Genomic DNA, 22,296 nt, shown 5'->3' on the forward strand with positions numbered 1-22,296 from the left:
ACACACAGCAGAAACAGAAAGGACAGCGCCACCCCTCAAAACACACCGAAACCCGCCAACCACAACCAGGTTGACGGGGATACCGGCGATCCCTAGCCACGATTCACGCGCTTCCCACTGGGGGTTAAGCCCTTAAAGGGCGAAACCCGCCAACCGGATGAAGGTTGACGGGTACTCCGGCGATCCTGGAGGGCGCGTCTCCCTATCCATACAGGCCAGCGGACACCGGGATATGCGGATGGTTTAACGTGACGTGAGGATTCGGGTGGGCACGGCTAGCGCGGCGCAAAGGCCCTGTAGTCAGCGGGGCTGGCGCCTGCTTCGATGGCGCGCTCGGCGGCCTTGAGGAAATCGGACACTACCTTGCGGTCATCGAGGTTGCGGCCAGAGATTGATAGACGGACAGTGTTACCGCGCTGCGCGGAGCGCTCCGCGGCGCGAATAATATTGCGGCGCCACCACTTGGCCGAACCGAAGCCCTCGCCAAAAGACAGGTTGCGGGCTTGGTGGAGCTCGCCGGTGCGCAGGTCATGGATGCCACGGGTGGAGGCAGCAAAGTCGAAATCAAACTCGGGAAGGACTTCTAGTGTTCCCTCCGACATGCGCCAGCGCGGTGGTGCAAAAATAGTCGGCTCAAAGCCGATTCTGGCCATCTGCCGCGTCGCGCCCTTGAGGCGCAGACGCGCCTCGTGCGCATCCAGGTTTGCGAATTCCGCACGACGACCCTGCACGGCTTGATCAAAGCCGTTGAGGATGAGCACTCGGCCTGACTCTGCCTGCTCACGCAACCACGAGCGCGTCGACTCATCCTTAGCTAGGTGCCAATTGCCATCGATGTGGGGTGCCACCAGCAAGGAAACAGGAACGTTTGCTTTGTCGAACTGCATGAGCAGATCTGAGGCTTGGCTTCGGGTGTCGTCGAAGATACTGGAAATCGAAACCAGAAGGTGGCCATGCATAAGAAGAATTATCGCACAGCCACCGCCCCGGCGCGCGCTGAAGGAGATTCGGCGCTCCCCCACATGGGCAGCGTGTAGCTGATTAGCCACACAGCGCACGCGGCAAGCCTAAGACTCAGCACCCGTGGCCTGGTTAATCAGCCACGCATACTCGAATGCCGCCTGCCGCCACTTGGCGTAGCGTCCGGACACACCACCATGACCGGCGGCCATCTCAGTCTTGAGGAGGAATTCGCCGCCGGTGGCGACGTCGCGAAGCTTGGCCACCCACTTCGCCGGCTCGACATACAGCACGCGGGTGTCATTAAGCGAGGTCAACGCCAGAATATTCGGATACTCCTGCGGCGCGATGTTCTCGTACGGCGCATAGGAGGCCATGTAGTCGTAGACCTCCGGATCGTGGTACGGGTCGCCCCATTCCTCCCACTCCACCACCGTGAGCGGCAGCTCCGGCATGAGAATCGAGGTCAGCGGATCCACAAAGGGCACGTTAGCCTCGATGGCCTTGAACCTATCCGGCGCCATGTTCGCCACCGCGCCCATGAGCAGGCCACCGGCGGAACCGCCTTCAGCCACCAAGGTCTCCGGCGTGGTCACCCGGCGCGCGATGAGGTCATCAGCCACCGCGATGAAGTCAGTAAACGTGTTCTTCTTAGCCAGCATCTTGCCGTCGTCGTACCAGTTGCGGCCCATCTCACCGCCGCCGCGCACGTGCGCCATGGCAAAGATCATGCCGCGGTCCATAAGAGACAAACGGAAGACCGAGAAGTACGGGTCCATATTCGCCTCATAGGAGCCGTAGCCATAAAGCAACGTCGGGTTCGGCTGCGTGCGGTCCAAGTCCGCGCGGTGCACGATGGACACCGGCACCTTCCTCCCATCGGGAGCTTCAGACCACACACGGTAGGCCACGTACTCATCCTTGTCATAGCCGCCCGGAACTTCCTGCTCCTTGAGAAGCGTGTACTCGCCAGTGGCCACGCGGTAGTCAAAGAGCTGTGCCGGCTGGATGAAGGAGGTATAGCTCACGCGCAGCACCGGTGCATCCCACTCCGGGTTGCCGGCCACGCCAACGGTGTAGAGCTCCTCGTTGAAGTGGATCTCGCTAAGAGAGGACCAGCCTTCACGCACGTCCATCACCGCGGCACGGCCAATGCCGCCGCGGCGATAGCCCACGACGATTTGGTCGCGGTAGCAATCCACGCCCTCAATGCGCACTGTGTCATCATGCGGCATGAGGAGGGTGAGTTCATCTAGGGCAGGCAGATCCTCAGTAACCGGACAGTAGCCCAACGCAAAGTTGGGGCCGGTGGCATTGTGCGTGACCACCCAATAATCGGTACCTGCCACCACGGCGTGGTCGACGTCGTAGTCCACGCCGGCCTCGCGCTCCCAGAGGCAGCGGAACTCCCCTTCCGGATTATCCTGCTCGAGCACCCACACCTCATTCGTCGTCTTCGAGCCGGAGACAATCATGATGTACTTCTCGCTGCGGGTCGTGCCCACGCCAATGCCGAAACGCGAATCCTCCTCGCGCATGACCACGACGTCCTCCGACTGCGGGGTGCCCACGCGGTGGCGCCACACGGTGTCCGGCCGCCATGCGTCATCCACGGTGGTGTAGAAGATGAACTCCTCCCCCACCCACGTCGCGCCGTAGAAGATGCCTTCCAAGCGGTCCTCCAACAGCTCACCAGTGCGCAGATCCTTGATAAACAGCTCAAAGCGCTCGTCCCCAGCCACGTCGACCGAATAGGCCAACAAATCACCGGAATCGCTCACCGTGGACGCACCCAAGGCGAAGAACTCGTGGCCTTCGGCGAGCGCGTTGACGTCGAGAAGCACCTGCTCCCCGTCGGGAGCGCCTTCCTCCGGAATGGTCGGCGGCGTCCACGGATCAGAGCCTTCCGACACCGGGATGCGGCAGCTGTAGCCGTACTCCTTGCCCTCCTCAGTGCGGCCGTAGTACCAGTACTTGCCGCGGCGCTGGGGCACGGACATGTCCGTCTGCTTGATGCGGGACTTGACCTCGGAGAAGATGTTCTCCGTCAGGGTCTCCAGGTGCGCGGTGCGCTCCTTGGTGTAGGCGTTTTCCGCCTCAAGGTACTCGCGGGTCTCCGGGGCGTCTTTCTCACGCAGCCACTCGTAGTCATCGACGAAGCTGCGGCCGTGGAACTCTCGCGTGATGGGCCGCTTGGCAGCAATCGGGGCGTTCATTCAGCCTCCTTAAAAAGTGGTTCCGGACAGGCGTTCAAAGGCCTCAACATAACGCGCGCGGGTGGCCTGGACAACGTCGTCTGGCAGGCGCGGCGGCGTGGACTCCTTGTCCCACCCGGAGTTGGTGAGCCAATCGCGCACGTACTGCTTATCAAAGGAAGGCTGGACCTTGCCTTCCTCATAGGTATCGGCCGGCCAGTAGCGCGAGGAGTCCGGGGTGAGGACTTCATCGGCCAAGACCAAGGTGCCGTGCTTGTCGACGCCAAACTCGAACTTCGTATCCGCCAAAATAATGCCCTTCTCCTCCGCCAGTGCGGCGGCCGTGGCGTAGATGCGCAGGGTGGCATCGCGCAGCTCCTCGGCGCGTTCGCGGCCGAGCTTCTCCACGACGACATCGAAGGAAACATTCTCATCGTGGTCGCCCTGCTCCGCCTTAGTGGCTGGGGTAAAGATGGGCTCGGGCAGGCGGGAAGCTTCGGTCAGCCCCTCGGGCAGCTCGACGCCGCACACGCTGCCGGATGCCTTGTATTCCTTCAGCCCGGAGCCGGTGAGGTAGCCGCGGGCGACGCACTCGAAGGGCAGCATGTCGAGCTTCTGCACGACCATGGCGCGTCCGAGGACTTCTTCGGGAATGCGCTCATCATCGAGCGGGCCGGCGAGGTGGTTCGGGAAGTCAATGGCATCGAAGAAGAACTTCGAGGTCGCCGTGAGCACGCGGCCCTTGTCCGGAATGGCGGGCTCAAGGGCGTGGTCATAGGCGGAAATGCGGTCGGAGACCACCATGAGCAGGGTATTGCCGTCGATTTCGTAGATATCGCGCACCTTGCCGGAGGCGATGTGGGCATAGGAAGAAAGTTCTGGACGCATGACATACATCCTAGACCCGTCTAGGCTGCTTCAAGATACATCCCAAACTTGGGGAGTAAGGCCTGCGCAGCATCGGTGTACAAGAAGGAATCCCGCCGGCACCGGCGCTACCGGTTCAATGCATCCCCAGAATGGTCTAAAAGCTAGTGTTGGGTAGCCCGGGGATGTTGATAGAAGGTCGTTTCGATCAAATAAGGACGAGAAAACTCAATCTGGGCAACCTTATTTGATCGAAACGTACATGGACCGGGCCAGCGCGGTACGTTTTCGTAAATAGAGCGCCGAAAACTCGCGTTTGAGAGGGCTTGTCTGCGAAAACGTACCGCGCCGGGTCGCCCCAGCTCACCGGATACCCCCAGGCGCGTGAGCTAGAGGATTTCGCCCGGGGTGTAGGCCGCGGCCTTCGGGTGCTGGTCAACAATCGCCTTGATGCGGCCCAGAATCTGGCTCACCTGCGACTCGGCAGCACCGATGAAGGCGTGCTTGTCCGACAGCGCGGCCTCGAGGGCGGTGGCATCGAGCGGCAGGCGCTCGTCGGCAGCTAGGCGCTCGATAAGGTCCTGCTCCCCGCCATTCTCACGCATGTTGAGCGCCACGGCGACGGCATTTTCCTTAATAACCTCGTGCGCGGTCTCACGGCCCACGCCCGCGCGCACCGCCGCCATGAGGATGCGGGTGGTGGCGAGGAAGGGCAGGTAGCGCTCTAGCTCACGGTCGATCATCGCCGGGAAGGCACCGAATTCTGCCAGCACGGTGAGGAAGGTTTCAAACATGCCGTCAATGGCAAAGAAAGCATCCGGCAGTGCCACGCGGCGCACCACCGAGCAGAACACGTCGCCCTCGTTCCACTGCTGGCCGGACAGGTCCGCCACCATCGTCAGGTAGCCGCGCAGGATGACCTGGAAGCCACCGACGCGCTCGCAGGAGCGGGCATTCATCTTGTGCGGCATCGCGGAGGAACCAACCTGGCCCTCCTTGAAGCCTTCAGTCACGGTTTCGTTGCCAGCCATGAGGCGAATGGTCGTGGCCAGCGAGGACGGCGCAGCACCGAGCTCCACCAGCGCGGACACAGCATCAAAGTCGAGGGAGCGCGGGTAGACCTGCCCCACCGAGTTGAAGACGCGGGAGAAGCCTAGGTGATCCGCAATGCGGGTCTCCAGCGCCGCGAGCTTGTCTTCGGAGCCGCCCATCAGGTCGAGCATGTCCTGCGAGGTGCCCATCGGGCCCTTGATGCCGCGCAGCGGGTAGCGGCTCAGCAGGGATTCCACGCGCTCGATGCCCAGCAGCAGCTCGTCGGCAGCGGACGCGAAACGCTTACCCAGGGTCGTGGCCTGAGCGGCGACGTTGTGGGAACGGCCGGCCATCACCAGCGTCTGGTACTGCGCGGCACGCTCACCGATGCGTGAGACCACCGCGATGGCTTTATCACGGGTCAGCTCCAAAGAACGCAGAATCTGCAGCTGCTCCACGTTCTCCGTCAGGTCACGCGATGTCATCCCCTTGTGGATGTGCTCGCAGCCGGCCAGGGCGTTGAACTCCTCGATGCGCGCCTTGACGTCGTGGCGCGTCACGCGCTCACGCTCCGCGATGGAGGCGAGATCTACGTTCTCAACCTGCGCCTCGTAGGCGGCGATAGCCGAGGCAGGGATGTCGACGCCAAGATCCTTCTGCGCCTTCATCACCGCGATCCACAGCTGGCGCTCCAGGATGATCTTGTGTTCTGGGGACCAGATTTCAGCCATCTCTGGGGAAGCGTATCGAGCGGACAGGACGTTGGAAATGTTCTTCTTTTCAGCCACGTCGCTCATTATTCCACGCCTCGCCCCAAAGGAGGCATTATCAGCAGATTAGATGCTGATCTGGCCCTTCTCCGCTGGCAGCGCGATGTCTGTGCGGAAGAAGCTGCCCTCCAGCTCGATACCGCCGAGAACCTCGTAGGCGGCGGCGCGGGCATCGGCGAGGGTGGCACCACGGCCGAGAACGTTGAGGACGCGCCCACCGTTGGAGACGTAGCCGCCCTCCCCCGTGGTGGTGCCGGCATGGAGGATCCGGGTGGGATCATCAAGATCCGAGGAGGTAATCGGATCGCCCTTGCGCGGCGAAGCCGGGTAGCCCTCGGCGGCCAGCACCACGGTGACGGCATAGCCGTCTTCCCACTCCAGCGGCGCCAGCTCCGCTAGCTGTCCGGTCGCGGTGGCATTCAAAACCTCACCCAGCGGAGACTTCAGCAAGGCGAGCACCGCCTGCGTTTCCGGGTCACCGAAGCGGGCATTGAATTCCACCACGGCTGGGCCTTCCTTGCCCCATGCCAGGCCGGCGTACAGCAAGCCAGAGTAGGGAGTGCCACGCTTGACCATTTCCTTGGCTACGGGCACGCAGACTTCGTCGACGATGCGCTGGACGCCGTCGGCAGGCAGCCACGGCAGCGGGGTGTAGGCGCCCATGCCGCCGGTGTTGGGGCCTTCATCGTTGTCATAGGCGCGCTTGTGGTCCTGTGCTGGGAGCAGCGGGACGACGGTCTCACCGTCCACCAAGCAGAACAGGGAGACTTCGGGGCCGTCGAGGAAGGACTCGAGCAGCACCGGGTTGCCGGCGGCGTGGACGGCGTCGACGTGTGCGCGGGCGTCCTCGCGGGATTCGGTCACCACCACGCCCTTGCCGCCGGCCAGGCCATCATCCTTGACCACGAAGTGCGGGCCAAAGCGGTCCAGCGCGGCCTCAATGTCCGCATCGCTGGTACCGGGGGCGAGCTGCTCCGAACGGGCGGTGCGCACACCGGCGGCCGCCATGACATCCTTGGCAAAGGCCTTGGATCCCTCGATCTGTGCCGCGCTTGCCGACGGCCCGAAGACCGCAATGCCGCGCTCACGCAGAGCATCCGCCACGCCCTTCACCAGCGGCACCTCCGGCCCGATGACGACCAGATCCGCATCAATATCAACCGCCAGCTCCGTCATACGCGCGGGATCGTCCACCTGGGAATACTCCGGGTGAATAGTGGCTTGCTTGGCATGTGCCGGAGAACCCGGCGCGATGTGCAAATCGGTAACAGAGGGGTCAGATTTAAGGCCAGTGAGCAGGGCGTGTTCGCGGCCGCCCGAGCCAATAACGAGAATGCGCATGCCGTCTATCTTAACTGGCGGTAGCCTAGGGGCCATGTCTTCCGTATTTACAAAGATCATCGAGGGCGAGCTGCCTGCTCGCTTTGTCTACCGCGACGAGAAATGCGTGGCATTTTTGTCCATCGAGCCGCTGCGTTACGGCCACACCTTGGTGGTGCCGATCGAGGAGGTCGACAAGTGGACTGACCTCGATTCTCAGACTTGGGCACACCTCAATGAGATCGCCCTAGAGATCGGCGGCGCCATTAAGACGGCCTTTGATACCCCGCGCACCGGCTACATCATTGCTGGCTTCGACGTGCCGCACACTCACATCCACCTCTTCCCCACCGAGAAGATGGAAGACTACGACTTCGCCAAGGCCTTCGCTGCCGACGCCACCGACCCCGCCGCCATGGACGAGGCCGCCGCGCGCATCCGCCAGCACCTCGGCACGGATGAGGACGGCCGCCGCGACAGCTAAGAGCTGACTGCTACCTTTGGCAGCTAGGCACTAGCTGCCGCCTTGGGGAGGCGGACGGTAAAGACCGATCCGCTGCCCAGCTCGGAGTCCACGGAGATCGAACCGCCGTGTTGCTCCACGAGTGATTTCACGATGGCCAAGCCCAAGCCCGAGCCACCCGTATCGCGGGTTCGTGAAGTATCCGCACGGTAGAAGCGCTCAAAGATATGGGCCGCATCTTCGGGGGAGATGCCCTTGCCGTCATCGGCGACGTCGATAAGCACGTGCTCCTCATCATCCCGCAGGGTCAGCGTCACCGATGCCTCCTCACCACCGTGGCGGATACCGTTGGACACCAAGTTAAGTAGCACCTGGTGCAGGCGGTCCGCGTCACCGTTGACCATCGGAATCCCGGAGGCCTCATTCTTGACGTTGATCGTGCGGCCAGCAAAGGCCGCGCGTGCCGAAGAACCCACGGAAAGCACGAGCTCCAACATGTCTACCTCGCGCATATCCAAGCGCGATCCCTCCGCACGCGTCAGGGCGAGCAAGTCCTCCACCAGCAACGACATACGCTGCGATTCGGCGTCGATCTTGCTGAAGACAAATTCCGGATCCTTAGTCGCCCCCGAACGGTATAGCTCCGTGTAGCCGCGCAGACTGGTCAGCGGGGTGCGCAATTCATGGGAAGCATCGCCGACAAAGCGGCGCATCTGCTGCTCTTTTTCCTGTGCATGGACGACGGAGTTCTGCAACCGCCCCAGCATGACGTTAAGCGCCGCGGCCAGCTGGCCTACCTCGGTGTGTGGCGGCCACTCCGGCACACGTTTATCCAGGTTGCCGGCCGCGATTTGGGAGGCCGTTTTTTCCACCACGCGCAGCGGACGCAGCGCCCGGTGAATAAGCCACATGCCTACGAGCGCGATGATGAGCATGACCAGCGCCGCGATAATGACCTGGACCATCGCCAGGCCTTTAAGGATGGAGTTTTCCGTCGTCATGTCTTTAGCGACAACCACCACGGAGCCATCCGTTTTGAGCTTCGCCACGGCGCGCCATTCGGTTTCGCCCTGAATTGAGCGAACGGTGCTAGGTTCACCGCCAACGACTACCGAACGAGCATCCGGCAACGCCGCCGTCGGCCGCGTAGTCACCACGGAGCCATCGGGATAATACGCCAGTGCTACATAGTCCGTCGGGGGGCGGCGGCTCCCGTCCTGCGGCGTGTAGAAAGCCGCGTCGAGGTTGCTGGCCCAAGAACTCAGGGCATCATTCAGCTCGGTGTCCACACGGGTGTAGAGCACGTTGCGCATGATCGACGAGACCGCCAGGGAGGACATAGCCAGGCCCAGGCCCGAAACCAGCACCATCAGGACGAGCAGCCACGTGCGCAGGGGCAGCGCTTTAGGGCGCTGCATGCGCCGGCGCAGGGCGCTATTCCGCACCGGCGTGGATCCAGCATCCGGCCCCTGAGGGTTCGCGGTGGATTCGCTCATAGTGAAAAAGCCTACGAGCGCGGTGTGCGCAGCACATAACCGACACCGCGGACGGTGTGGATGAGCGGTGTATCGCCGGTATCAATCTTGCGGCGCAGGTAAGAAATGTAGGACTCAACCACGTTGCCATCGCCGCCGAAGTCGTAGTGCCAAACGTTATCCAGGATCTTGGACTTGGACAGCACCACCTCGCGGTTCTGCATGAGGTAGCGCAGTAGGTTGAACTCGGTGGGCGAAAGCTCCACGATCTCCCCTGCCTTGGTGACCTCGTGGGTGTCATCATTGAGGGTGAGGTCGGCGTAGGTCATGGTGGCGTCGCCGTTCTGGTCATCCACCGTGCTGCCGCGGCGCAGGATCACGCGCAGGCGGGTGATGACCTCTTCGAGGCTGAAGGGCTTGGTGACGTAGTCATCCGCACCAATGGTCAACCCATGGATGCGCTGATCCACGCTGTCTTTGGCGGTGAGGTAGAGGACGGGGCCGTCGAGCCCCTCCGCGCGCAGCTTGCCCAGCAACTCAAAACCATCCATGCCTGGCATCATGACGTCCATGATGTAGGCATCAGGGTTGATCTCACGCGCGATGCGCAGGGCTTCGTTGCCAGAGTTGGCGCTGTGCACGTCGAAACCTTGAAATTTCAGGGAGACGGTGAGCAACTCAACAATATTTGGCTCGTCATCGACGACAAGTACCTTGACGTCCTTTGAATCATCCATGGTCCCGCTTTGGTCCTTTCTCCGCTTCTCTTAACGCCAGGTGGCGCCAGGGATATCTCATTCAGAATGAGAAGTATTGCACTACGCCTTCCCAGCGTACTGAGCGGAGTCTGTACGTGCGCTGTGAACCAAACTAGTCCCACGCGATGTTGTCCAAATCCAAACCTTCCGCCCGGGCTTGCGCTTCAATCAGTTGGCGCAAGTAGCCGGCATTACCGCGGTAGGTCTCATCGAAGCGCGGATCCTCGCAGTACATGCGCGCCAGGATCACTTGCTTGGACCTCGACACCGGGTACCACTGGGCAATGAGGGCGCGGTGCTTGTCGACGATCTCCTTCGCCTCCTCGCTGCCTGCCTTTAGTCCCGCCTTCGCGGCCTCCTCTAGCTCGGCCGCAAAGTGTTCATGCTCCACGGAGAATTCCTCCCAGTCCTTCTTTCCCATCGATTCCGCGACGGCCGCACTGGCCGCCCACTCTGTGCTGTCTCCCCACTTCTCGTGGGCTTCTTCCTGCAATTGGGGCCATGCGTCACCCAGGTTGCGCATTTTTTGGCTGGGGCTTAGGTTCTTATCCATTTCAGTCTCCTCAATTAGTCTTTCCACTGCGTACAACATGGCATCGACGTCGGCTCGCCGCTTCTGCAAAGCCTCGTGTTGGGCACGGAGGCGGGCCAGGGTGGCGGAGGAAGGGGCATCGAGAAGCACTGCGATGTCCTTCAGTTCAATTCCCACGCTGCGATAAATCAGGATGTCCATCCCGCGTTGCACGTCATCTTCGGTGTACAGGCGGTGATCACCCCCAGTGCGCCACTGTGGGCTGAGCAGCCCAATGTCATCCCAGTGCCGCAACGTGCGGGTGGTGACTTTGAGGATTTCGGCAACGTCGCCGATGCTGTAGTCGTTACGCATGCCGTTGAGCCTAAAAGTTGACGTCGCGTTAAGTGCAACTCCTGCCACTCAGCACATGTTTTTGCCTACGATAATGAAGCATGACTCACGCCTCGACACGCACTGACCGCCTCACCGTGGCTGCTTGGGCCCTGTGGGACTGGGGTTCGGCAGCTTTCAACGCGGTTCTCGTGACGTTTATTTTCTCGGTCTACCTCACCGACTCGGTGGGCCAGCAGATTGATTCGCAGTTCACACCGGCACAATGGTTGTCGTGGTCCATGACGGTGGCGGGGCTGGTGATTTTTGCGGTCACCCCCGTGATGGGCCAGCGCTCTGACCGGCTGGGCACGCGGCGGCGCGCGCTGGGTTTCTGGTCCCTGCTGACGTTCTTGGTCATGGCTAGCTTATTCTTCATCCGCAATGATGCGCCCGCGTATTTCTGGCTCGGGCTTATCGGCCTGGCGGTAGGTTCGATGACCATCCAATTCGCCGAAGTCAATTACTTTGCCCAGCTCAATCAAGTGGCCTCCGAGGACAAGGTGGGCCGGGTATCCGGCTTGGGATGGTCGGCGGGCTATTTCGGCGGCATCGCGCTGCTGCTCATCTGCTATTTCGGATTCGTCTCCGGCGAGGGCGGCGCACTAGGGCTAAACACGGAGGGCGGCTGGAATATCCGGCTCGTAGCGTTGCTTTCAGCAGCGTGGTTTGGGTTGTCTGCCATTCCTGTGTTGCTGCGTGTGCCGGAGATTGCGCCGTCGGGTGAATCGACGGGTGGTGTGGCGGCGTCTTACCGCGAGCTGTGGCGCACGGTGGTGACGCTGTGGCGGGAGGACCGCAATGCCTTTGCTTTCCTCTTCGCTTCGGCCATTTTCCGCGATGGGCTCTCGGCCGTGTTCAGCTTCGGGGCGGTGCTGGGGGTGTCCGTCTATGGATTGTCTCCCGGTGACGTGCTCATCTTCGGCGTTGCCGCCAACGTTGCGGCCGCGCTCGGCGCGGTGGCGGGCGGGCTGATCGACGACCACGTGGGCCCCAAAGCCATCATCCTCACCTGCCTGGCTATCTTGACGCTCATGGCCGGCATCATGTTCGTGGCGCAGGGGCCGACGGCCTTCTGGATCTGCGGACTCATCTTGTGCCTATGTGTGGGACCAGCCCAGGCTTCCGCCCGCGGTTTCTTGGCGCGCGTTGCCCCGCCAGGGCGCGAAGGCGAGATGTTCGGCCTCTACGCCACGACCGGGCGGGCCGTGGCGTGGTTGACGCCTTTCCTGTTCGGTGTCTTCGTCTCACTGTTGGGCCAAGGCGACCGGGGAGGCGTGCTCGCCATTGGGCTGGTCCTGCTCGTAGGAGCCCTCGTGCTCATCCCGGTCAAAGACCCCGCCAAGGTGTGAGCTCCTTCGACGTAGCCCCCTTTTAATGTGTGGCGCTTAACGCCGGCACATTAAAAGTCCTGCGGGCGCGGGATGTTGCGCAGGTTGGACTTCGCCATGGTGAGCATCTGACCCACGCCGCCGCCGAAGACGGTGCGGGTTGCCGCCTTGGAGAAGCCGAGCAGCTGCTCAAAGGTCAGTGTGGGTGGCAGGGAGAGGGCGTTGGGGTCGGTGACGACGTCGATAAGCGCAGGCCCGTCGTAGGCCAAAGCCTCCTTGATGAGGCGCGGCGCTTCCTTCGGGTCCTCGATGCGGAAGTGCTTGATGCCCGCGCCCTCCGCAATCTTGGCGTAGTTCACGTGCTCGTGGTCGGTCTCATGCTCCGGCAGGCCCTGGACCAGCATCTCCAGCTTGACCATGCCGAGGGAAGAGTTGTTGAACACGAACATCTTCACCGGCAGGTTGTGCAGCTTCACCGTGAGCAGCTCTCCCATGAGCATGGACAGCCCACCGTCGCCGGAGAAAGTGATGACTTGGCGGTCCGGGTGTGCCGCCTGCGCGCCGATGGCCATCGGCAGGGCGTTGGCCATGGTGCCGTGGCGGAAGGAACCAATCTGTTCGCGCTTGCCGTTCGCAGTGATGTAGCGCGCGCCCCAGACATTGCACATGCCGGTATCGACGGTGAAGATGGCGTCGTCATCGGCCTGCTGGTCGATGAGGTCGGCGATGTACTCCGGGTGGATCGGCGTGTGCTTTTCGACGCCTGAGGTGTAGGCCTCAACGACGTGATGCAGCTTGTCGTAGTGCTTCTTGAGCATCTTGTCGAGGAAGGAGCGATCCTTCTTCTCCTCCACGTGCGGCAGGATGTTCTCAATGGTGGCGGCGACATCACCCGTCACCGGATACTTAATGCGGGTGCGGCGGCCAATGTGGGAGCCATCGATGTCGACCTGGGCCACGTTGGCATCCGGCAGGAAGTCGTTGTAGGGGAAGTCCGTGCCCAGCAGGATGAGCAGGTCTGCCTCGTGGGTGGCCTCGTGTGCCGCACCGTAGCCGAGCAGGCCGGACATACCGACGTCGAAGGGGTTGTCGTACTGGATGTACATCTTGCCGCCCAGGGCGTGGCCGATGGGAGCCTTGATCTTCTCGGCCAGCGCAAGGACCTGCTCACGGGCATTCTTGACGCCGGCGCCAACGAAGAGGGCGACAGTCTTGGCCTCATTAATGGCCTGGGTCAGCGCAGCGGCCTCTGCCGGGTCCGGGTAGACAACCGGGCGGCCGGAGGAAATAACGGAGGAGGTGAAGGTGTCCTCTTCCGCCTCTTGAGTGGAGACATCGCCCGGGATGACGAGGACGGACACGCCCTTGCCAGCCATGGTGCTCTGAATGGCGTGGTGCAGGACCACACCTCCCTGCTCCGCAGAGTTGACCATCTCGCAGTAGCCGGAGCATTCCTGGAAGATGGCCTCCGGGTGAGTTTCCTGGAAGAATTTCGAGCCGATCTGGCGGGAAGGAATGTGGCTGGCCAGGGCAAGGACCTTGGCGCCGTTGCGGTGGGCGTCGTAAAGCCCCTGAATAAGGTGCGTATTTCCCGGACCGCAGGAGGCAGCGCACACGGCGAGGTTGCCGGTGGTGAGGGAATCGGCCTCAGCGGCGAAAGCTGCGGCCTCTTCGTTGCGGACGTGGACCCACTCGATGGAGGATTGCCGCACCGCATCCACGATGGGGTTGAGGGAATCACCAACGAGGCCATAGATGCGCTTGACCCCCTGGGCTTCCAAGGTTTCTACGAGTTGCGTGGCGTAATTGCGTGCCATGTTTTACCTCTCTAACTTTTGTCGCTAACGGCACCCAGTGTTCTCCTACCCGATGATGTTTCGCCACCATAAAGCTGCTTTCTCACGTCACGCAGACTTTGTGACTTTAACAACAAGCCAACATTCAAAGCTTTGAAACTGTAACGACCGTTCGCTATAGTTTCGCAGCATGACAGACGTTCACACGAAAGCCTCCGCAGAGGCCTTAAGCACCTCAGCAACCCGCCGGTGGACCTTCTTTGGCGTAGTCTCCCTAGGCCTTCTCATGATCGGCCTGGACAACTCAATCCTCTACACCGCACTGCCAGAGCTCTCCGAGCAACTCCATGCGAACTCTCTGCAGCAGTTGTGGATCATCAACGCTTACGCGCTCATGCTCGCCGGACTCCTGCTGGGAACCGGCACGTTAGGTGACAAGATCGGCCACCGCCGCATGTTCGTTATCGGTCTCTGGGTCTTCGGCATCGCGTCGCTGGCCGCGGCACTTGCGCCCGGCGCGTGGGAGCTTGTCGCCGCCCGTGCTTTCTTGGGACTCGGCGCCTCCATCATGATGCCCGCTACCCTGGCGCTGATTCGCTTGACCTTTGAAGATGAGATTGAGCGCAACACCGCCATCGGCATTTGGGGTTCCATCGCCGTCGTCGGCGCGGCCGCAGGCCCCACGGTAGGTGGGTTCTTGCTTGAGCACTTCTGGTGGGGATCGGTCTTTTTGGTCAACGTGCCCATCGTCATCATCGCGCTCACCCTCACTGCGTTCCTCGCCCCGCCTAACGTGGCGAACCCGGCGAAGCATTGGGATTTCTTATCTTCCCTTTATGCGCTGATCACGCTGGCCTCGCTGGTGCTTCTCATCAAGTCTGTAGCCAGCCCCCACCTCAACGCCATGCTTATTGGGGGCGCGCTGGCTGCCTGCCTCATTGGTGCTGTCTTCTTCACTCGCCGCCAGCACAAACTGGAAGAGCCGCTTCTCACCTTCGATATCTTCCGCTCCCCCATCTTCAGTGGTGGCGTGTTGGCCGCAGCCGGCGCCATGTTTGGCATGGCCGGGCTGGAAATGACCACCACGCAGAAGCTGCAGTTGGTGGACCTCTACTCTCCACTGCACGCTGGGCTCATCATTTCCCTCATCGCGATTGCAGCGCTGCCCATGTCTGCGCTGGGTGGGGCTAACCTGCACCGCTGGGGTTTCTTGCCCATCATTGCCGGCGGCTTCCTCGCCATGGCAGCAGGCATTGGCTGCGTGGTGTGGGGCGGCACGCACGAGGTCTTCCCCGCATACCTGGCTGGTCTGTTCGTCACCGGTCTCGGCGCGGGTTTCGTGATGTCGGTGTCCTCCACCGCCATCATCGGCGCCGCGCCTGCCTCACGTTCCGGAATGGCCGCGGGCGTGGAGGAAGTTTCCTATGAATTCGGCACGCTGCTGTCCATTGCGGTCACCGGTTCAGTGTTGCCTATGCTCTATAAGGGCGGGCTGCCCGAGAACATTCAAAGCTTGGGTATGGATGCACTCCACGACCCCGCGCTCGCAGAGGCTGCCGGCCCCGCGTACACCGACGCATATCTGGCCACCGCCGCTGGACTCGGCGTAGTCATGCTCATCTTCGCCGCGGTCACGGGCTGGTGCTTCCGCACCAACCCCACTTCGGGAGATGCCGATGCCACGCGTAAGTAAGAAGGTTGAGGCGCTCGAAAAGGCACTCGCCATCATCGAGAAGGATGGCGTCCACGCACTAACCTACGATTCCCTGGCCACCGCCACAGGCATGAGTAAGTCGGGGCTCATCTACCCCTTCCCTACCCGCCACGAGCTGCTCATTGACTGCCACAAGCTCTGCGCGGAGCGCTGGGAGGAAGAGCTCATCGGGCTCTCCGGTGGCAAGACGGCGGAGCAGTTGAGTCCTCGCCAGCGCTACCGCGCCACATTGGAGTCGATGGGCAAGAATGACCCGCTCATTGAATTGCTCATGTCCATCCACTCGCAGTCCCATCCGGACTTCCAGGAGGTGTGGAAGGACGTCGATAGGCGCTGGATCCCCGACCCTACCGACGAGGATGAATCCGTCGTGCTGGCCTCGATCATCGCCGACGGCCTGTGGGTCCACGATCACCTCACCGACCGCCCCCTGCCGCCACAGCGACGCCGCGCGCTTATCGACGTTGCCTTAGGCCACCTCGCCGAATAAACCCCAACTATGAAAAAGGGGCCTTGAAAAAGGCCCTTTTGAGCTGGAGACGAGACTTGAACTCGCAACCTACGCATTACAAGTGCGTTGCGCTACCAATTGCGCCACTCCAGCACCGCGGCTAATCCGCTATGGGAATCGTACCTGAGCCCACCCCCTAGAATGAAAGCCAGGGTGCCTGCGCTGCGGAAAAGTGGGCGTGAATGCCGCGAAAAGCACTGGCAGGTGCATAAATCGACGGTAGTTACTAAAGTGCTGACTTACCGAACCCAGAAGTGTTGTTGAGGTCTATCTTTTCCGTGTCTGTTCTTTCTTCCTTGCGCCAGCGCCTGCTGTACCGGTCGGCTCCGGTCGCCACCATTGACGCCGCTAAGGCCGCACCACCGCCCTCCCCTCTCGCCCCTGTCGATCTCACCGATCCGGCCCAGGTCACCGGCGTCATGGAGATCGCTGCACGCGTTGGTGAAATCCTCATTGCAGCGGGCTCAGCCAATACCGACGTGCAGGCGCAGATTCACCTCGTCGCATCCTCATATGGCCTTCACTACTGCCACGTGTCGATTCTGATGAACACCATCACTATCCACACCTCCATCGGCACCGGGCCGGATAGGCACAACCTCCACGTCTTCCGTGTAGCGCCGAGCATCGCCGTGGACTTCACCAAACTCTCCGCCGTCGACCGGCTCATCCGCTCCATCCACTCCGGTGCGACCCCGCCGGCGATGGCGGAAAAAATCCTGGATGACATCGACGCGATGAAGAACCCCTATTCCAAAACCACCATCGTCAGCGCATGGGGTGCCATGGGTGGATTCATCGCCGTGATGCTGGGCGGCGACCTTCTCGTCGGTGTTGTCACCTTCCTCATTTCAGCACTCATTATGGGCACGAACATGTTCCTGGCGGACTATCGCTTGCCGCCCTTTTATCAAAACCTCGTCGGCGGCCTGCTCGCCGTTGTCCCTGCCGCCATCCTCTACAACGTCTTCGCGGGATTTGGCATCCAAATGCTGCCCTCCCAAATCATCGGTTCCGGCATCATCGTGCTGGTGGCGGGCCTGACCTTGGTGCAGTGTCTGGTGGACGGCATCACGCGCGCGCCCGTGACTTCATCCGCCAAGTTCTTTGAGGCTTTGATGTCCACCGGCGCTATCATCGCCGGCGTTGGCCTAGGTATCCAGGTGGCGGCGTGGTTGGGCTTCAGCCTGCCGCCGCTGGCGACACTCGCCCCGCCCGTCTATCACCAAATCCCCCTTCTGGTGCTGTGCGGTGGAATCGGTTCCGCCGCCTTCGCACTAGCGCTGGGAGCCTCGTGGTCCGAGGTCACCATCTCTGGGCTCACCGCGGCCGCCGGTATGGTTTTCTACTATTTCCTCGTCGTCTTATTGGGCGTCGGAGCTGTCGTCGCCTCCGGTATTTCGGCCGTGGCGGTCGGCCTCGCCGGTGGTCTCCTCTCCCGCCGCTACATGATGCCGCCGCTCATCACCATGATCGTGGGCTATACCCCCATGCTGCCGGGCCTGACTTTGTACCGCGGCATGTACGCCATGCTCAACGAACAGCTCATTACCGGTCTGACCAACCTGGCCAGCGCCCTCGCCATTGCCGGTGCACTAGCCGCTGGCGTGGTCTTCGGCGAGCGAGTGGCCCGCCGCCTGCGCCGCCCGCAGTACTTCCGCCCGTACACCGCCTTCAAGCGCCTGGGCACGTTCTCCTTCTCGCGCGCTACCCGCTTGGCCCAGCGCGCCCGCATTCCGCGCGTCCCCCTATCGCCCTTCGCTCCGCGCCACAACCTGCCGGCCCCACCTCCGCAGTACGGCCCCAAACCGCCCACGCCTGCACAGCAGGCGCGCTTCCAGCAGGGCGATGCCGTCACGGACATGTGGCCCGTCACCACGCAATTTCCAGCGCAGCGCCCCACCTACACGGTGCCCGGCAAAGATGACCCGAGCGCCCCATCGGCGTCGCAATAGCGTAGAATAGCCGGTCTGAAAGCTTTCACACTTCATCCCAGGAGGACTCCGTGCCACCAAAGGTCACAGATACTCAGCCCGCCGCTGATCAGACTCATGCAGTAGAGGAAGAGACCGCCCGCGCCGCGCGTCGCGTCGTCGCCACCTATGCGGAGGATTTCCTCGACGGCGTGACCCTCATGTCGATGCTGGGCGTCGAACCAGAAGGCTTGGTCCACCGCAAGGTTTTGGCTGAGCAAGCCGATGCCGCTCCGAAGAAGAGCAGCAAGAAGGCAACGAAGAAGGCCTCCAAGAAGTCCACCAAGAAGACGACGAAGAAGGCTACGAAGAAAGCCACCAAGAAGGCCACGAAGAAGTCGACCAAAAAGGCTACAAAGAAGGCAACTAAAAAGGCCGCGAAGAAGGCCTAGTTATGTCCGGGCGCAGCAATAGCTTCGTAGTCGTGGCCAACCGCCTACCGGTGGACCTCGAGACCGCCGCCGATGGCACCCGCGAGTGGAAGGCCTCCCCTGGGGGCCTCGTCACCGCGCTCTCCCCTGTCCTAGAAGAACACCAGGGCTGCTGGGTGGGCTGGCCCGGCGTGGCCGACGAGGCTCCCGAGCCTTTCACCACCGACAACGGTGTCCTGCTTCACCCGGTGCGCCTGACGCAGGAGGATTTTGAGGCCTTCTACGAGGGCTTTTCCAATGCCACCCTGTGGCCGCTCTACCACGACCTCATCGTCACCCCCATCTATAACCGCGACTGGTGGGACACCTACCGCGAGGTCAACCTGCGTTTTGCCAACGAGGTGGCGGCCGTCGCTGCGGAGAATGCCACGGTGTGGGTGCAGGACTATCAGCTGCAGCTCGTGCCTGGCATCCTGCGCCAGCTGCGCCCCGATCTCACTATCGGTTTCTTCCTCCACATCCCCTTCCCCTCCCCGGATCTCTTCCGCCAGTTGCCGTGGCGTGAGGAGCTGGTGCGGGGGCTTCTCGACGCCAACTTGATCGGCTTCCACCTCGAGTCCAACGCCCGCAATTTCTTGGAGCTGGCCCGCACTCAGGGCCTCACAGTAGAAGGCGAGGTCAGTACCCGCGAGGTGACCGCCCACATCGTGACGAATAGCGGTCATTCCGTCGGGGTCGGGGCCTTTCCCATCTCCATTGCGGCGAGTGAGTTCGCTGAGGGTGGCGATGCAGAGGACGTCGCCCAGCTCCGCGCTGAGTTGGGCAACCCCGCACACGTCATTTTGGGGGTCGACCGCTTGGATTACACGAAGGGAATCCTGCAGCGCCTCACTGCCTTCGAGGAACTCCTCGAGACCGGGGCACTGAATCCGGAAGAAGTAACCTTCGTCCAACTGGCTACTCCCTCGCGCGAGCGCATCGATCATTACCGCGCCACGCGCTCGAAGGTGGAGGAAGCTGTGGGCCGCATCAATGGACGCTTTGGGCGCCTCGGCGCGCCGGTGGTGCATTACCAGCACAGTTCCGTGCCGAAGGACGTCCTGCGGCGCTACTACCGGCTCGCGGACATCATGCTGGTCACGCCGTTCAAGGACGGCATGAATCTGGTGGCCAAGGAATACGTGGCTTCCCACAGCGATGGCTCCGGCGCACTCGTGCTCTCCGAATTCGCAGGCGCTGCAGCAGAGCTCACCCAAGCCAACTTGTGCAATCCCTTCGACATCGAGTCCATCAAGCGCGCGCTACTCTCCGCGGTCAAGGCGCTGGAGGAATCCCCCGAGACCATGCGCGAGCACATGATTGCTATGAACGAGCAAGTCCGTCAGCACGATATCGCGCTGTGGTCGCAGTCCTTCCTCGGCGCGTTAAACCAGGAGCAAGCATGACGCAGCACCGAACAGCTGCAGCGCTCACCTCTGTGCTCAGCACTGCGCTGCTCGCGCTTGGGGTAGCCGGGTGCGCTTCCACGGAGGAGGAACCTACCCCACGCGGCGACGACCGCATTGTGGGGAAGGATTGGCAGGTTATCAACCTCTATACCTCCCCTGATGCTCCTTCCACCATTCCGGACGACACCGCGCAGGTGCCGCACATGAGTTTCGGCGAGCACACCGCCGTGGGCTCAACTGGCTGTGTCTCCTTCACTGCTGAGGTTTCGTTCCACAAGGATGACAAGGCCTCCACCATCTGGGAGGGCGATGTGATGCGGGTGGAGAAAGCCATCTACGAGAGCCCGCCGCGCAGTGTTGATTGTGAGGGCTCGGTGCAGTGGGCCGATTCGCTCATGCGCAACCTCATCGCCGAAGGCCATGAATTTGACTTTTCCCTTAACCCCAACAATCAACTGGTCTTGACGCTGCGCACCGACAAGGTGGATTCCCCCATCATCCGCATGGCCTCACTGTAGCCCTGAAGATTTCAGCGCTAGGGTGGGGACCATGATTGATGCCCTTGCCTCCGCTGAACACCTCGCGGTCGTTTCCGACTTTGATGGCACCTTGGCAGGCTTTGCCCGTAACGCATATGAAGTAAGCCCAGAGCAGCGCTCGCTCGATGCCCTGGCCGCCCTAGCTCAACTCCCGAACACTACCGCCGCGGTGCTCTCTGGCCGGCACCTAGAGGGCCTAAAACAGGTGTGCCCGCTGCGCGAACCGGTGCTTTTTGGCGGCTCACACGGAGCTGAGTCCTCGTGGGAGAATTCCGCCCTCACCCCAGAAATGGAAGCGCATCTGGCTAAGAAGGAAACAGAGCTCAAAGAAATTATTGCCCGCCACCCCGGCGCGGAATTGGAAATCAAGCCCTTCCAGCGCGTGCTGCACCTGCGCGCATTGGAATTGCAGGACCCGGACGCCGCGGCCGCAGCATATGCGGAGGGAGAGGCACTAAGCGCCGATGGTTTCCCCAAGACTGCGGGCAAGTGCGTCGTCGAGTTTTCCGCAACGCAGGCCACGAAGGGCACATGGATAGCGGCCCTCCGCCAGCGCGTCGGCGCCACGGCGGTGGTCTTCTTAGGGGATGACACCACCGACGAGGACGGCTTCGCCGTGCTCAACCAGCCGCCGGACCTCGGTGTCAAGGTCGGTGAGGGCGATACGCAGGCGGCGCTGCGCGTGCCCGATATCGCGGCGGTGACGGAGTTCCTCGAAGAGCTCGCCGCCGCCCGCGCGCAGCACAGCGCTTAAGCCCCAGCCGGGGCCACGGTCCGCCCAGACTGAAAGGTAGTCGGCAACAGTGTGCGCGGCACCTCGCCGCGCCCCTCGATGAGGCGGGCCAGCATGCGCCCGGCCGCCGCCCCCTTCTCCTTGTTCGGCTGCACGACGGTGCTCAGCCCCAGCGCCAGGGCGGGCGCAATGCCGTCGAATCCGGTGACAGAAAGCTGCTCGGGCACCGCAATTCCATGATCGCGGGCATAAGCGATAACACCGAGCGCCATCGAATCCGTCGTACACAACACCGCGGTGAGGTCCGGGTGCCTAGTCAGCAATTCCTCCGCAGCCGCATAGGCGGTGCGCGGATCATTGATATGGCGCGTCACCACGGGGATACGTGCAGGATCGAGGCCGGCTTGCCCGAAGACATCGAGTGCACCCAATACACGTGAGCGCTGCACGTGCATATCCGCCGCGGCCAGTTGCGCGGCCGTCACTTCGCCGTCGAGGCGTTCGCGGTGTAGGCGGATGGCAAGGATGCCGATGCGGGTATGGGAGGCGTCGACAAGCGCCTGCGCCGCCGGAGCGATCGCGGCGCGGTCATCGATGCCCACGAAGGGCAGGCCCGAGTCTGTGGGCTGGTCGCACACCACCACCGGCAGGCCGCGGCGCCGCACTGCTTCAAGGTAAGCATCACCCGCCGCCACGGAATAGACCACGAAACCGTCGACGGCAGCCGACCCTACGAGCTGCGCTGCCTGGGCGTCACTAGGAACACCGACGGTATCTGGACCAGCGGGAATAAGGGTAAGCGTTGTGCTCGCTCCTGCCGAGGCCTCCGCCATGCCGGCGAGGAAATCCACCGAGGCCATGTCCTCGAAGGCATAGGACAGGTGCTCGGTGAGCAGGACACCCAGCGACCCCTGGCGGCGCGTGCGCAAGCTGCGCGCCGTGGGATCCGGTCCTGTGTAGCCACGCTCAGCCGCCGCGGCGAGGATGCGCTCCCGAGTGGCAGGCGCCAGCTGGTCTGGGCGGTTATACGCGTTGGACACCGTGGTGGGCGAAACCCCGAGTTCGGCGGCCAAGGAGGCCAGCGTCGTGCTGCGTTTAGACATGACGGTAAGGTTACCCGTTTTCAACTCATTATC

General features: G+C 62.2%; 19 protein-coding genes and 1 tRNA gene. 9 read left to right on the forward strand and 11 right to left on the reverse strand.

Features of this window, described 5'->3' with window-relative positions:
* Nucleotides 1-275: 275 nt before the first annotated feature.
* The 5 genes from HMPREF2743_RS06445 to purD all read right to left on the reverse strand — a co-directional run bounded on the left by HMPREF2743_RS06445 (nt 276) and on the right by purD (nt 7,165).
* Nucleotides 276-959, reverse strand: a complete 684-nt coding sequence (locus HMPREF2743_RS06445) for a DUF2334 domain-containing protein (RefSeq protein ID WP_070524526.1) — start codon at nt 957-959, stop codon at nt 276-278.
* A gap of 108 nt (nt 960-1,067) precedes the next feature.
* Nucleotides 1,068-3,176, reverse strand: a complete 2,109-nt coding sequence (locus HMPREF2743_RS06450) for a S9 family peptidase (RefSeq protein WP_070818411.1) — start codon at nt 3,174-3,176, stop codon at nt 1,068-1,070.
* A gap of 9 nt (nt 3,177-3,185) precedes the next feature.
* Nucleotides 3,186-4,043, reverse strand: coding sequence for a phosphoribosylaminoimidazolesuccinocarboxamide synthase (locus HMPREF2743_RS12625; protein ID WP_070524530.1), 858 nt, complete (start codon nt 4,041-4,043; stop codon nt 3,186-3,188).
* Between the two features lie 368 nt (nt 4,044-4,411).
* A complete protein-coding gene (purB, locus tag HMPREF2743_RS06460) occupies nt 4,412-5,851 on the reverse strand; it encodes an adenylosuccinate lyase (RefSeq protein WP_070818412.1) in 1,440 nt (479 codons plus the stop codon).
* 39 nt (nt 5,852-5,890) lie between these two features.
* Nucleotides 5,891-7,165: a phosphoribosylamine--glycine ligase gene (gene purD, locus HMPREF2743_RS06465; RefSeq protein WP_070524537.1), complete on the reverse strand. Its 1,275-nt coding sequence runs from the start codon at nt 7,163-7,165 to the stop codon at nt 5,891-5,893.
* Nucleotides 7,166-7,199: 34 nt separating this feature from the next.
* Between purD and HMPREF2743_RS06470 the strand changes: the two genes are divergently transcribed.
* Nucleotides 7,200-7,628 carry an HIT family protein gene (locus HMPREF2743_RS06470; RefSeq protein ID WP_070524539.1) on the forward strand — a complete coding sequence of 143 codons (429 nt, stop codon included), beginning with the start codon at nt 7,200-7,202 and terminating at the stop codon, nt 7,626-7,628.
* A gap of 23 nt (nt 7,629-7,651) precedes the next feature.
* Here the strand turns inward: HMPREF2743_RS06470 and HMPREF2743_RS06475 are convergent, their stop codons facing one another.
* From HMPREF2743_RS06475 to HMPREF2743_RS06485, 3 genes are all read right to left on the reverse strand, one after another.
* On the reverse strand, nt 7,652-9,103 hold the full coding sequence (locus HMPREF2743_RS06475) for a sensor histidine kinase (protein WP_070524541.1): 1,452 nt from the start codon (nt 9,101-9,103) through the stop codon (nt 7,652-7,654).
* A gap of 11 nt (nt 9,104-9,114) precedes the next feature.
* Entirely contained in the window at nt 9,115-9,819 is a 705-nt protein-coding gene (locus HMPREF2743_RS06480) for a response regulator transcription factor (protein ID WP_070446030.1), read from the reverse strand.
* Between the two features lie 133 nt (nt 9,820-9,952).
* Nucleotides 9,953-10,726, reverse strand: coding sequence for a MerR family transcriptional regulator (locus tag HMPREF2743_RS06485; protein ID WP_070524543.1), 774 nt, complete (start codon nt 10,724-10,726; stop codon nt 9,953-9,955).
* Nucleotides 10,727-10,806: 80 nt separating this feature from the next.
* Here HMPREF2743_RS06485 and HMPREF2743_RS06490 point away from each other — a divergent pair, with 80 nt between their 5' ends.
* Nucleotides 10,807-12,096, forward strand: a complete 1,290-nt coding sequence (locus tag HMPREF2743_RS06490) for an MFS transporter (RefSeq protein ID WP_070524544.1) — start codon at nt 10,807-10,809, stop codon at nt 12,094-12,096.
* A gap of 50 nt (nt 12,097-12,146) precedes the next feature.
* On the opposite strand, the gene HMPREF2743_RS06495 is transcribed toward HMPREF2743_RS06490, so the two are convergent.
* Entirely contained in the window at nt 12,147-13,892 is a 1,746-nt protein-coding gene (locus tag HMPREF2743_RS06495; RefSeq protein ID WP_070524547.1) for a pyruvate dehydrogenase, read from the reverse strand.
* 169 nt (nt 13,893-14,061) lie between these two features.
* Between HMPREF2743_RS06495 and HMPREF2743_RS06500 the strand changes: the two genes are divergently transcribed.
* Nucleotides 14,062-15,564 carry an MFS transporter gene (locus HMPREF2743_RS06500; protein WP_070818413.1) on the forward strand — a complete coding sequence of 501 codons (1,503 nt, stop codon included), beginning with the start codon at nt 14,062-14,064 and terminating at the stop codon, nt 15,562-15,564.
* Nucleotides 15,548-16,075, forward strand: coding sequence for a TetR/AcrR family transcriptional regulator (locus HMPREF2743_RS06505; protein WP_070818414.1), 528 nt, complete (start codon nt 15,548-15,550; stop codon nt 16,073-16,075). Before HMPREF2743_RS06500 ends, HMPREF2743_RS06505 begins: the two co-directional genes overlap by 17 nt.
* Nucleotides 16,076-16,116: 41 nt before the next feature.
* Here the strand turns inward: HMPREF2743_RS06505 and HMPREF2743_RS06510 are convergent.
* Nucleotides 16,117-16,189, reverse strand: a tRNA-Thr gene (locus HMPREF2743_RS06510).
* 185 nt (nt 16,190-16,374) lie between these two features.
* Between HMPREF2743_RS06510 and HMPREF2743_RS06515 the strand changes: the two genes are divergently transcribed.
* Genes HMPREF2743_RS06515 through otsB form a run of 5 tightly spaced genes read left to right on the forward strand, consistent with a single transcriptional unit; the run spans nt 16,375 to nt 21,181 of the window.
* Nucleotides 16,375-18,051 (forward strand): threonine/serine exporter ThrE, encoded by a 1,677-nt coding sequence (locus HMPREF2743_RS06515; RefSeq protein WP_070818415.1) that lies wholly within the window; start codon nt 16,375-16,377, stop codon nt 18,049-18,051.
* 50 nt (nt 18,052-18,101) lie between these two features.
* Nucleotides 18,102-18,461: a hypothetical protein gene (locus HMPREF2743_RS06520; RefSeq protein WP_070524555.1), complete on the forward strand. Its 360-nt coding sequence runs from the start codon at nt 18,102-18,104 to the stop codon at nt 18,459-18,461.
* A 2-nt stretch (nt 18,462-18,463) separates the two neighbouring features.
* Nucleotides 18,464-19,885, forward strand: coding sequence for an alpha,alpha-trehalose-phosphate synthase (UDP-forming) (locus tag HMPREF2743_RS06525; protein ID WP_070818416.1), 1,422 nt, complete (start codon nt 18,464-18,466; stop codon nt 19,883-19,885).
* Nucleotides 19,882-20,406, forward strand: coding sequence for a hypothetical protein (locus HMPREF2743_RS06530; RefSeq protein WP_070524558.1), 525 nt, complete (start codon nt 19,882-19,884; stop codon nt 20,404-20,406). Before HMPREF2743_RS06525 ends, HMPREF2743_RS06530 begins: the two co-directional genes overlap by 4 nt.
* Before the next feature lie 31 nt (nt 20,407-20,437).
* Entirely contained in the window at nt 20,438-21,181 is a 744-nt protein-coding gene (otsB, locus tag HMPREF2743_RS06535) for a trehalose-phosphatase (RefSeq protein ID WP_070744576.1), read from the forward strand.
* Here the strand turns inward: otsB and HMPREF2743_RS06540 are convergent.
* Nucleotides 21,178-22,263, reverse strand: a complete 1,086-nt coding sequence (locus HMPREF2743_RS06540) for a LacI family DNA-binding transcriptional regulator (RefSeq protein ID WP_070818417.1) — start codon at nt 22,261-22,263, stop codon at nt 21,178-21,180. The two genes, otsB and HMPREF2743_RS06540, sit on opposite strands and share 4 nt — an antisense overlap.
* Between the last annotated feature and the right edge of the window lie 33 nt (nt 22,264-22,296).

It is taken from the genome of Corynebacterium sp. HMSC036D02 (genome assembly GCF_001836165.1).
GTDB lineage: Bacteria > Actinomycetota > Actinomycetes > Mycobacteriales > Mycobacteriaceae > Corynebacterium.